The sequence below is a fragment of the Lacticigenium naphthae DSM 19658 genome (assembly GCF_000425865.1).
Lineage (GTDB): Bacteria > Bacillota > Bacilli > Lactobacillales > Carnobacteriaceae_A > Lacticigenium > Lacticigenium naphthae.
On record NZ_AUEG01000028.1, the window covers coordinates 1 to 11652 of the forward strand.

Annotated in this window: 10 protein-coding genes, 3 tRNA genes and 1 rRNA gene; 13 read left to right on the top strand and 1 reads right to left on the bottom strand. The window is 37.1% G+C overall.

Translation table 11 applies throughout. The features are described 5' to 3' along the window. Nucleotides 1-66 precede the first annotated feature (66 nt). From rrf to H626_RS0109515, 9 genes are all read left to right on the top strand, one after another. Nucleotides 67-182: ribosomal RNA gene (gene rrf, locus H626_RS0109475) — 5S ribosomal RNA — on the top strand. A gap of 14 nt (nt 183-196) precedes the next feature. Next, nucleotides 197-269, top strand: a tRNA-Asn gene (locus tag H626_RS0109480). A 14-nt stretch (nt 270-283) separates the two neighbouring features. Then, a tRNA-Ser gene (locus tag H626_RS0109485) sits at nt 284-374 on the top strand. Nucleotides 375-378: 4 nt separating this feature from the next. Beyond that, nucleotides 379-450 (top strand) — tRNA-Glu (locus H626_RS0109490). A gap of 223 nt (nt 451-673) precedes the next feature. After that, the gene (locus H626_RS0109495) at nt 674-2314 is read left to right on the top strand and encodes a phosphoenolpyruvate carboxykinase (ATP) (RefSeq protein ID WP_027109154.1); all 1641 of its coding nucleotides are present in this window, start codon (nt 674-676) and stop codon (nt 2312-2314) included. A 111-nt stretch (nt 2315-2425) separates the two neighbouring features. Further along, nucleotides 2426-2713, top strand: a complete 288-nt coding sequence (locus tag H626_RS0109500) for an OadG family transporter subunit (protein ID WP_027109155.1) — start codon at nt 2426-2428, stop codon at nt 2711-2713. Then, on the top strand, nt 2706-3836 hold the full coding sequence (locus tag H626_RS0109505) for a sodium ion-translocating decarboxylase subunit beta (protein WP_051237935.1): 1131 nt from the start codon (nt 2706-2708) through the stop codon (nt 3834-3836). The genes H626_RS0109500 and H626_RS0109505 overlap by 8 nt, the downstream gene beginning before the upstream one ends. Nucleotides 3837-4062: 226 nt before the next feature. After that, a complete protein-coding gene (locus tag H626_RS0109510; RefSeq protein ID WP_027109157.1) occupies nt 4063-4410 on the top strand; it encodes a YtxH domain-containing protein in 348 nt (115 codons plus the stop codon). Between the two features lie 469 nt (nt 4411-4879). Next, complete coding sequence (locus tag H626_RS0109515; protein WP_169449791.1) at nt 4880-5647, top strand: methyltransferase domain-containing protein; 768 nt, start codon at nt 4880-4882, stop codon at nt 5645-5647. A gap of 54 nt (nt 5648-5701) precedes the next feature. On the opposite strand, the gene H626_RS11725 is transcribed toward H626_RS0109515, so the two are convergent. Then, nucleotides 5702-5827 carry a hypothetical protein gene (locus tag H626_RS11725; protein WP_281170665.1) on the bottom strand — a complete coding sequence of 42 codons (126 nt, stop codon included), beginning with the start codon at nt 5825-5827 and terminating at the stop codon, nt 5702-5704. Nucleotides 5828-5937: 110 nt separating this feature from the next. Between H626_RS11725 and queG the strand changes: the two genes are divergently transcribed. From queG to H626_RS0109540, 4 genes are all read left to right on the top strand, one after another. Continuing rightward, nucleotides 5938-7113 (top strand): tRNA epoxyqueuosine(34) reductase QueG, encoded by a 1176-nt coding sequence (queG, locus tag H626_RS0109525; protein ID WP_027109159.1) that lies wholly within the window; start codon nt 5938-5940, stop codon nt 7111-7113. 5 nt (nt 7114-7118) lie between these two features. After that, entirely contained in the window at nt 7119-7628 is a 510-nt protein-coding gene (trmL, locus tag H626_RS0109530; RefSeq protein WP_027109160.1) for a tRNA (uridine(34)/cytosine(34)/5-carboxymethylaminomethyluridine(34)-2'-O)-methyltransferase TrmL, read from the top strand. A 132-nt stretch (nt 7629-7760) separates the two neighbouring features. Then, nucleotides 7761-9503 carry an ABC transporter ATP-binding protein gene (locus H626_RS0109535; protein WP_027109161.1) on the top strand — a complete coding sequence of 581 codons (1743 nt, stop codon included), beginning with the start codon at nt 7761-7763 and terminating at the stop codon, nt 9501-9503. Continuing rightward, complete coding sequence (locus tag H626_RS0109540; protein WP_211221980.1) at nt 9500-11239, top strand: ABC transporter ATP-binding protein; 1740 nt, start codon at nt 9500-9502, stop codon at nt 11237-11239. Before H626_RS0109535 ends, H626_RS0109540 begins: the two co-directional genes overlap by 4 nt. The last annotated feature ends 413 nt before the right edge of the window (nt 11240-11652 follow it).

Consider the following 11652-nt stretch of genomic DNA (forward strand, 5'->3'; position numbering starts at 1 on the left):
TGATGTAGTGTATTCAGATCAAGCTATTCAGTTTTGAGAGAACAACGCTCTCAAAATAGAAAAATGTGCGGTGGCGATGGCGAAAAGGACACACCTGTTCCCATTCCGAACACAGCCGTTAAGCTTTTCAGCGCCGAGGATAGTGAGGGGTTTCCCCTTGTGAAAGCAGGACGTTGCCGTGCACTTTTTTTGTTTATCCGCAATAGCTCAGTTGGTAGAGCGCGTGACTGTTAATCACGATGTCGCAGGTTCGAGCCCTGCTTGTGGAGCTTTTTTTAATTATGGAGAGTTGTCCGAGCTGGCCGAAGGAGCACGATTGGAAATCGTGTAGGCGGGCAAAACCTGTCTCAAGGGTTCGAATCCCTTACTCTCCGTTCTGGCCCGTTGGTCAAGCGGTTAAGACACTGCCCTTTCACGGCGGTAACACGGGTTCGAATCCCGTACGGGTCATAAAATAAGAAAGAAAGATCAGGACATTTGTTCTGGTCTTTTATTTTTTTATAAATCAGTGTGAATATTGCTTTATAAAAGTGCAAGTGTTTGCTAATATAAGTATATGGAATAAAATATTTTTTTGTATAATTATGTAAGCGTTTTCTAAGGAAAGAAGGTGAGTCTTCAGTTTTCTCTTATTTAGTATTTAAGAATCTACCATTGGAAGCGAGGAATTCATATGGCAACAAGAGAAAAGTTTTCAAGACAGGAAATAAGAAAAGAGAACAAACATTTTTCACAATTGAAAGCAGTCATTGAAACTGCCTTTTATGGAAACAATGTAGAAGAAATCGCATCTTTAAAAGATGCTTATAAAATGGCGGAAAAGTCTCCCCATACGATCGTGACTGATTTACCCGTAAAACATACGAAAGAGATCGGAATACCTAAATCAGCAAAAGTATTAGTAGAAAATGGGGGTAAAATCGTAGGGAGAACAGCTGTTGCGCGCAGGATCGTTGGAATGGATCCTGAAGAAGATAAAAAACTAGCACCTATAATTCGTCAGGCGATATATGACGGCAAAAAGAAAAATAGATATAAAGCTTCTGCTTATGTAGGACTCGATGAAGATTTTATGGTTCAAGCTCATTTATCTGTTCCAGAAGGCCAAGAAAACAATTTATATTCATGGCTGCTTAACTTTCAAAATCAAAGTGATGAATATAAAAAACTCTATGAAAAATCGACTGATATTGACAAATCAGATATCTATATTTATCAAGATCCAAACTGGTCTCATCCTGATTATCCATTAGGATTGGCTTATTTCGATCCAGAACATAATTGTGGTATCATCTTAGGGTTGAATTATTTTGGTGAACTAAAAAAAGGGACATTGACCTTAGCATGGAACATTGCCAATCATATTGGTTACGCAGCTTGTCATGGTGGTCAAAAGAAATTTAGCACGGGCAAAAAAGACTATGTTTCTGCATTCTTTGGTTTATCCGGATCCGGAAAATCGACCCTGACACATGCTAAGCATAATAACAAATACGACGTAAAAGTATTACACGATGATGCCTTTATCATTAGCATAGAAGACGGCACATCCATTGCCTTAGAGCCTTCTTATTTTGATAAGACAAATGATTATCCTACGGATCATCCCGAAGTCGACTATTTTGTAACTGTTCAAAATGTAGCCGTTACGCTGGATGGTGACGACAATAAGGTTCTATTAACAGAAGATCTACGGAACGGAAATGGGAGAACCGTCAAATCGCGGTATTCAACCCCCAATCGAGTGGATAAATTTGAAGAACCAATCAATGCTATTTATTGGATCATGAAAGATGATTCTCTTCCTCCACTTTTAAAAGTAGATAATTCTATATTGGCTTCAACTTTTGGTGCAACACTGGCAACAAAAAGAACGAGTGCTGAAAGGGTAGCTAAAGGAGTCGATTTGAATAAACTGATCATAGAGCCTTACGCCAATCCGTTTAGAGTTTATCCTCTGCAAGATGACTATGATCGTTTCAAAGAGTTATTTGAAAAAAGAGGGATCGATTGCTACATTATCAATACTGGAGAATTCATGGGCAAAAAAATAACTAAGGAAGTCACTCTTGGAGCTATAGAATCAGTGGTGGACGAAACTGTAAAACTAGAGAATTTTGGTCCATTTGAATCACTTTTTTATGCAAAAATAGACGGTTACGATCCAGAGTTGACCAGCAAAGAATATATTGAATTAGTCAAAGAGCGCATTCAAATGAGAATTGAATTCATAAGCGAGAACAATGAAGCAAATGGATTAAACACATTACCAGCTGAAGCTCTGAAATCTTTAGAAGCCCTTTATAAGAGTTGAGCTTTCATGTAAAGAAAGGGATTTAAAATATGTGAAAGAAGTTGAGAGTACAGTTTCAACTTCTTTCTTCTTTTACATTAGTGCAATTTGGAAGAAAAGGAGGGAGAATTGATGGATCAATTTACCCTTATGGATGGAATAAATCTAGCAATCATAGGAATAGTAGTTGTATTTTCAGTGCTTCTGCTTCTGATGATCGCCATTGAACTTACTGCAAAATTGGTAAATCGAAAAGGAGAAACTAGTCAGGTCGGCAAGGAGAGAATAACTGCTAAAAACGTTCAATCGGTGGACAAACAGCACGTGGCTATTATTACTGCGGTATTAAATCAAGAGGTAAACTTGAAAGATTACCACATTAAGGTTACAAGGAAGAAAGAGGTGAAGAAGAATGATTGAAGCTTTTTCTGAATTTGTATCTACAATAGGTCTTTTTTCCTTCACTTTTAAACAATTTATTATGGTCATTGTTTCTCTGGTTTTTTTATATCTTTCAATAAGGAAAGGATACGAACCCTATCTACTTATTCCAATTTCATTCGGCATGCTTCTAGTTAATCTACCTTTGACCGACTTGATGAGTATCCCTGTTGATCAGTCAAATGGGGGATTGCTCTATTACTTATATCAGGGAACCAGTCTGGGAATTTATCCCCCTCTAATCTTTTTGTGTCTAGGGGCAGCAACAGATTTTGGACCGCTGATTGCGAACCCTAAAACGATTTTATTAGGTGGAGCAGCTCAGATAGGTATCTTTTTAGCCTTTTTTGGCGCTTTGGCACTGAATATGACACCACAAGAGGCCGGTGCGATCGGAATCATTGGAGGAGCTGACGGACCTACTGCTATTTTTCTTTCTACGCAACTAGCACCGCATTTGCTATCTGCAATTGCGTTAGCTGCATATTCTTATATGGCGTTGGTACCCATTATACAACCGCCGATCATTCGTCTGCTGACGACTGAAGCGGAAAGAAAGATTGAAATGGTTCAACTTCGAGATGTTTCTAAAACTGAAAAAATTGTTTTTCCAATAATGACCACTATATTTGTCGTGTTATTGGTTCCTTCATCTGCACCTCTTATTGGGATGTTGATGTTGGGCAACTTAATAAAAGAAAGCGGTCGAGTACCTCAATTGACGGATACACTTCAGCACTCTTTTATGTATATCATAACAATATTACTAGGTATAACTGTAGGAGCTAAAGCAGATGGGAATCTACTATTGACAGCAGATACCTTAATTATTTTTGCTATGGGTGTTTTTGCTTTTGCTATGGGAACTGCTTCCGGCGTTCTCATGGGTAAATTAATGTCCAAGCTTTCACATGGAAAAATCAATCCGATGATCGGAGCTGCGGGTGTGTCTGCCGTTCCTATGGCAGCTAGAGTAGTGCAAAAAGAAGGTCAAAAGGCAAATCCTTCTAACTATCTGTTGATGCACGCTATGGGCCCAAATGTAGCTGGAGTTATTGGTTCAGCAGTTTGTGCGGGTATTCTTTTATCTTATTTGAGTTGATATACGTAACATAAAGAGACGCTCTGGATAAAGTTTGTGTACTGTAAGAAAGCAAGTAGCGCTCATATAATTACTTATGCTTTGTTTAAAAAGATTTTATAAAACAGATAGAATTTTTTCCACGGAAATAATGGACGGGAGCATACTATTTATTTAATCATTTGAGATGAAAAAGTTCCTGATTATCGGTAGAATATAAGTAGTGACGAGAAAGGAAGATGAAATAATGTCAAAGGGAACATTTGGAATAGGAATGATTATTGGCTCTTTAGTAGGATATAGTGCCGCGCACATGCTTTCTCCGAAAACCGGTGAAGAGATGCAAGCAGAACTTTTAGATAGAACTGAAGAAATGAGAAGAAGAATACTCATTTATCGTAACTTAGTACAAGATCAAGCACACCTAGTTTTCTCAAAATTAGATGAAGTGAGACGACAAGATTCTATCGATGATGAAACAGCTAAGTACGTCGAAGACCATTATGATTTAGGCAAAGATACGACAACACTGGTTGATGAAGATGTAGAATACAAACGTGAAGATATGTTCAAAGAAAATGATCCGCATCTATAAATTTAATGAGTTTGTACAAGAAAAAAGAGGTGCGAGAATATTTCTCGTACCTCTTTTTTGACTATTTTTATTCAGTTTTTTTCTTGGAGTTTGCCTTTTCATTGCCTATTTCGACTGTTAAATCTTTTATTTGCAATTGGTTTCACGACATTTTTTTATGTATCGTGTAAACTATCGCTTTGATCAGCATCTAAAGTTTGGATTCGGCATAGATTCAAAGTGAAAAAATGGATCATTTAGATTCCAAGGCAGTGTAAAAACTCTATTTTTATCTGAATCTAGTTTGTTCAGAGTATGAACAATCAATTCTTTCAAGAATATAGATTATACATGTGATAAACTTAAAAGAAAGTAGGAAACAATGAAATGAGGAGATACTATTTTAAGAAAAATCGAACGGAGTGAGTTGTTTTTAAAAGACTGGCTTAGTTTATTTCAATGTCCCATCTGTTCATCAGATTTTATCAAAGTGGAAAATAAGGAACTCGTATGCTCAAATAATCATCGGTATGCGTTGTCTAAAAAGGGGACAATTCATTTCCTGAACAAAAGCAGTCAACAAAATTATAGTAAGGAATTATGGAAATCAAGACACTCTTTAGCAATACGAGGATTGTTTACGCCACTGTTGGATCATGTTTTTGATAAAATAGCCTCCTATGATGGACCGGTATTAGATGTTGGCTGTGGTGAGGGTTCACAATTAGCTTATTTGCGTAAAAAAGGGTTGACCGGCCCGACAATAGGCTTTGACTTGTCTAAAGAAGCAATAAATTTAGCGGCGACAAATTACCCGAATTCATTTTGGTGCGTTGCTGATTTAGCTGATTCGCCTTTTAAAGAGCAAAGCTTCTCTACAATTTTAAATATTTTATCTCCATCAAATTATCAAGAATTTCACCGTTTATTAAATAATGAGGGACAACTTATCAAAGTGATACCCCATTCAGCCTATCTAAAAGAATTAAGAGCGATATTTTTTGAAGAAGGAGATAGCAGACGAACCTATTCGAATAAGGATGTTCAAGATCGCTTTGAAGAAGAATTTTCGAACTGGCAAAGTGAAGAAGTTAACTATACCGTTCAATTAGATAAGGAGGGTGCTAAACAATTGATTGAAATGACACCTTTGTCCTGGAATGTAGCGAGTGAAAAAAAGAAATACGCTGAAGATAGTGTCAGAGAAATCACAATGCATTACTTAATACTTATTGGAAATAAAAGTAATGATCAGTAGTACTTGCAAATTATTGTTTAGGATGCTATATTAGTATGCATAAGCTAATTTGATTCATTTGTTTTTATCAATCAACCCATCAGAAGTTGATAAAAATGCATGAATTTCCAAAGGCTTTACTAACGTACCGTTTCGCAGTGCTTTGACACCGAAACGGTACGTTTTTTTGTATTTTTTCACCTGTTTCCTACTCCCTTTTGTTCATAAAACATATGTTCACAAATGTTTCTTTAGAAAGCTGCCGCTATTTGATATAATTATTTATGATAAAACAAAAAGGAGCAGGGCATATGAATGAACTTCTCAAAGAAAAAATAATAAAAAAAAGTATAGAAATTGGAATTGATAAAATTGGCTTTGCCAACGCTGAACCTTTTTATGATTTGGAAGAGAAGCTGATCAAACAACAAGAGAAGAATCATCACTCCGGATTCGAACACAAAAACATCCCGGAGAGAATTTATCCAGAAAAAATATTTGATGATCCACGATCCATAATATCTATTGCCCTGGCCTACCCCTCCAAAATCCCCAATCCACCTAAAAGAGAAAAGGGTGTGCGCAGAGGAGAATTTGCACGAGCAAGTTGGGGGATCGACTACCATACTATTTTAAGAGATAGGATGGATCAGTTGATAGAGTACATTCAATCAGAATTAGAGGAACCCGCTTCTTTTAAGCCAATGGTAGACACTGGTGAATTAGTCGATGTTGCAGTCGCTGAAAGAGCAGGAATAGGATTCATAGGCCGAAATGGATTGTTAGTCACAGAAGAATTTGGAACCTATGTGTATATAGGGGAAATCATTACAGACATACAATTCGTGCCCGATCCAAAGGTACCTTTCGGCTGCGGGGATTGCATGCGTTGTGTGAGTGCTTGTCCGACGGATGCTTTGTTAGGGGACGGAAGAATGAATGCGAATAAGTGCTTATCTTACCAGACACAAACAAAAGGTTTTATGAAGGAAGAATACCGCCAGCAAATGGGTCATGTCATCTATGGTTGCGATATATGTCAATTATCCTGTCCGTATAACAAGGGAATAGATTTTCATTTACATGAAGAGATGGAGCCCGATCCTGATAAGGTGATGCCGGAATTGAAGCCTCTGTTGACTATTAAAAATAGAGATTTTAAAGAAAAATTTGGATCGTTATCTGGATCTTGGCGCGGAAAAAAACCGCTCCAGCGAAATGCTCTCATCGCATTGGGGAATTATCGTGATCGTTCTGCTGTTCCGGATTTATTGCGTTGTCTTGATCAAGATCCGAGACCTGTCATAAGAGGAACTGCTGCTTGGGCATTAAGCAAAATTGCAACAAGCGAAGATGAAGCAGTAATTGAATTTTTAGAGCAAGCTGCTATTCAAGAAGTCGATGATGAAGCAAAAGAAGAAATAACGCAAGCAGTGACGATCATTCTAACAAAGACCTTGCGTAAAAATAAAAGAAATAGAGGATGAAAAAAATGGCTAACCACATCGTTTTATATGAACCATTGATCCCGGCTAATACAGGAAATATTGCACGAACCTGTGCGGGGACCAATACCCATTTGCACTTGATTGAACCATTAGGATTTAAAACAGATGATAAGCATCTAAAACGTGCCGGTTTGGACTATTGGGATGCGGTCAAAGTGGTTTACCATAAAAATTTGGAAGAATTTATAGAATATGCAAAAGCTGGACAACTCCATCTGATTACAAAATTTGCGAATAAAGCCTATACCGCTGTTGATTATAGTGATTTAGAAGTTGATCATTATTTTATTTTTGGGAAAGAAACAACGGGCTTACCAGAAGAGTTCATGCGTACTTATGAAAAAGAATGTCTCAGGATCCCTATGAATGATGAACACATTCGTTCTTTGAATTTATCTAACACAGCCGCTATATTAATCTATGAAGCATTACGTCAGCAGAATTTTATTGATATGGATCTAACGCACCATTATGATAATGATAAAATAGATTAAATTAATAAAAATCCCTTTTCTTTTCCAGAGAAAAGGGTGTTTTTATGCAAAAAAGATTGTATTGTTACAAAACAAAAGCTAAAATTAAGAACGACAACAATTTTTAGCAAATGTATAGAAATAGGTGAGTATATGTTAACAGTATTCAAAGATTTAAAACCATTTTTCAAAGAAAATAAAAAAAGATACACTTTAGCAATTTTGGGGATGCTCAGTGACAATTTACTGATATTGGTTCCCCCGTATATATTGGGATTAGTTATTGACGCTATCTACCAACAAACCTTAACGATAGAACAATTAATTAGGTACAGCATTGTTTTTTTCGTCGTTGTTAGCTTATCTTATGTAATCGGAGCAATGTGGATTTTCCAATTGTTTGGAGGTTCAAATCTTTTGACTCGTGATTTAAGGAGACAATTGATGAATCATTTTTCAAAAATGCGTGCTATTTTTTATGAGAAGTTTCGAACAGGAGATTTGATGGCCCGTGCAACAAATGATCTGAGAGCAGTATCTGAAATGGCTGGGTTTGGGGTAATGGTTTTTATGGATTCAACTCTATTTTTGGGATCCATTATTCTGGTCATGTTTTTTACTGTTTCTTGGAAACTTACTTTAGTTAGCTTGTTGCCTTTACCTTTATTGGGTTGGATATTAAAAATATTAGGTGATAAAGTCAATAAAAGATTCAAAGCTTCCCAAGATGCTTTCGCAGACATAAATGATGAGGTATTAGAAGCAGTGGAAGGTGTTCGGGTAATAAGGGCATATGTCCAAGAGCAAAGTAAGCAGGAGCAATTCGAAGAGAGAACAGAAGATGTATTAGCTAAAAATATTGCAGTTACAAAAATCAATTCGACGTTTCAGCCGATCATTACCATATTATTGGGTGTCAGTTATTTTATTGCATTTGGATATGGAGCAATGCTTGTTTCTTCGAATGCTTTGAGTATTGGAGAACTGATTTCTTTTCAAGTGTATTTGGGAATGGTTGTATGGCCCGTTCAATCTATAGGAGAATTGATCAATTTAGTTGAACAAGGGAGTGCTTCTTTGGAAAGAGTGAATGAAGTACTCGATGCAAGTGATGATATGGAGGAGTATGGGACACAAAAAATTACGAGCCAACCAAGTGTTCAATTCGACAATGTCTCCTTTAAATACCCGCAATCTCCTGACTATAATTTGAAAAATGTTTCTTTAACAGTTCCAGCGGGAATGACTGTCGGTATTGTGGGTAAAACAGGCAGCGGGAAAACGACACTCATTAAACAATTATTACGGCTATATCCTCTAGGAGAAGGCAAGATTTTATTGGAAGGAAAAAATATCAAAGAATATTCTTTGGATGAAATCCACAGTAAAATTGGCTATGTTCCCCAGGAGTATATTTTGTTCTCACGCTCTGTAAGAGATAACATTTCTTTTGGTGTAGAAGAAGCGAGCGAAGAAAGCATTTTAAATGCAATCAAGATGGCTAACTTAGAAGATGATATCAAAAGAATGCCTGAAGGATTAGATACACTAGTGGGCGAAAAAGGTGTTGCATTATCCGGAGGACAAAAACAGCGCATTTCACTCGCACGTGCTTTGTTACTAAATCCAGATATACTTTTATTGGATGATACCCTATCAGCGGTGGACGCCAAAACAGAAAAAAATATTATAAATACTATCCAGACTGTACGTAGAGAAAAAACAACTTTTATTATAACGCATCGTTTATCTGCTATTCACCATGCGGATTGGATCATCGTATTAGAAGATGGAAAAATTATTGATGAAGGAACGCATGCATCGTTAATAGAAGACGAAAATAGTTGGTATTATGCCCAATTTGAAAGACAGAAATTGAAGGAGGAGTCTATCTGATGCATACACTAAGAAAAATGCTTGCATATACTTTATTAAAAAAATGGACTTTTCTTTCAGGTATAATATTATTGATCGTGACAGTGGTTGCAGATTTGATTCGTCCTTTAGTTATTCAACGAATCATTGATAATGTCATTACTCCTTCCATAGAATCTGCTTTGAATGGGCGACTGCTTTTAAACCTTTTACTCATATATTTAGTATTATCTTTGATTACTGCTGGAAGTCGTTACATTAGTTTTTTACTTCTCACAGTAGGAGCGAATAGCGTTGTAAAGACAATGCGTAATGATTTATATGGACATGTTCAAAAATTACCTATTCGTTATTTTGATAATATGCCAGCGGGAAAGGTTGTTTCAAGGATCACAAATGATACAGAACAATTGCGTATTTTTTATGTTGTGGCTTTGGGACAAGTTCTTACAAATATTAGTTATTTAATTGGAGTTTATATTGCTTTGATTCGGTTAAATGTACCTTTCGGCTTGGCCGCTCTTTCTCTGATCCCGATTTTTATTCTGTGGGCATTTATTTACCAACGATTTGCTAAAGAATATACATCTAAAATCAGAAGTTTGATCAGTGAAATCAATGCTAAGTTAAATGAAGCTATCCAAGGGATGGAAATAGTACAGGCATTTCGACAAGAGAAGAAAATACAAGATGAGTTTGATGAAGTCAATGAAAGCTGGTTCAAGTATAGTCAAAAATTCATGCTTCTAGATGCCTTGGCTTCATGGAGTTTCGTAGGGACACTTAGAAATTTTGCATTACTACTATTGGTTTTATATTTTGGAATGGGAAGTATCCAAGGTACATTGACTATTACGATAGGGATGTTGTATGTTTTTGTAGATTATACGACTCGGTTATTCAATCCTATTCAAGGTATTGTTTCACAATGGGCTTATTTACAACAAGCTCTGGCCTCTGCTAAACGGGTGTTCGAACTAGAAGCAGTCCCAACTGAAGAAGACGAAATGGCTATTCTCTCTACTGACGAGGGAGAGGTGGCTTTCGAAAATGTATGGTTTGCTTATGAGGAAGAATATGTTTTGAAAGATATTTCATTCAAAGTAAAAAAAGGACAGACTGTCGCTTTAGTGGGTCACACTGGTTCCGGAAAAAGCTCGATCATGAATTTGCTTTTCCGTTTTTATGATCCTAGCAAAGGTAGAGTTCAAATAGACGGACAAACAAGTACCCACCTTTCAAGAAAAAGCTTGCGAGAAAAAATGGGGATCGTTTTACAGGATCCCTATCTATTTAAAGGAACTATTGCCTCAAATATTCGTTTGGGAAAAGAAAATATATCGGATGAAGATATAAATAGTGTAATCGAAGCAGTGGGTGGCAGTACATTAATGAAAAATATGGAGAAAGGGATAGAAGAGCCTGTTGTAGACAAAGGAAGTACACTATCTTCTGGACAGCGGCAACTGATTTCTTTTGCACGTGCGTTGGCCTTTGATCCTACCATCCTGATTTTGGATGAAGCGACCTCAAATATTGATACTGAAACGGAAGAACTGATTCAACGAGCAATGGAAGTGTTAAAGAAAGGACGCACAACATTTATTATTGCACACCGATTATCTACTATCCAAAATGCCGATTTAATATTGGTGTTAGATAAAGGAGAAATCGTCGAAAGAGGAACGCATAAAGAATTGATTAAAAATGAAGGGATCTATTCTCAAATGTATTCTTTGCAAGCCAGTCGATCGTAAACATTCAGTTTAAGAAACGTATAACAACTGATTTTTTCATTTCTAAATCTAAAAAGGACCCGCAGCTGAAGAAGCTGCGGGTCCTTTTTTGGTGCGCCCGGCATGGGCGACAACTTGGTGGTGAAAGTCCACTACAGACTTGGCAGTAGGAACTGTTAGCGAAAGTCAAGGGTGTCCGCCGTGAGGCGGAATCTGAAGGAAGACGGACGCAAATGCTTGCACTGACGAACAGAAACTTCATACAAAGGCTGAATCAGGACGGATGAGCTTGCCAAACAAAGCGAAGTCCGATACTGCCCGAATCCTGTACAGTAAATGGAGCAGTGACATGAGCAGAAGGTTGTCGTTCTTACCCGGGGAGGTCTCGTCAGCGCTTAGTAGTAACAACGAATGGCGAGAAGTCAGCCGAGGTC

Coding starts and splice junctions, on each gene's coding strand:
- H626_RS0109495 (WP_027109154.1), top strand. CDS start 674: ATGGCAACAAGAGAAAAGTTTTCAAGACAGGAAATAAGAAAAGAGAAC.
- H626_RS0109500 (WP_027109155.1), top strand. CDS start 2,426: ATGGATCAATTTACCCTTATGGATGGAATAAATCTAGCAATCATAGGA.
- H626_RS0109505 (WP_051237935.1), top strand. CDS start 2,706: ATGATTGAAGCTTTTTCTGAATTTGTATCTACAATAGGTCTTTTTTCC.
- H626_RS0109510 (WP_027109157.1), top strand. CDS start 4,063: ATGTCAAAGGGAACATTTGGAATAGGAATGATTATTGGCTCTTTAGTA.
- queG (WP_027109159.1), top strand. CDS start 5,938: ATGAATGAACTTCTCAAAGAAAAAATAATAAAAAAAAGTATAGAAATT.
- trmL (WP_027109160.1), top strand. CDS start 7,119: ATGGCTAACCACATCGTTTTATATGAACCATTGATCCCGGCTAATACA.
- H626_RS0109535 (WP_027109161.1), top strand. CDS start 7,761: ATGTTAACAGTATTCAAAGATTTAAAACCATTTTTCAAAGAAAATAAA.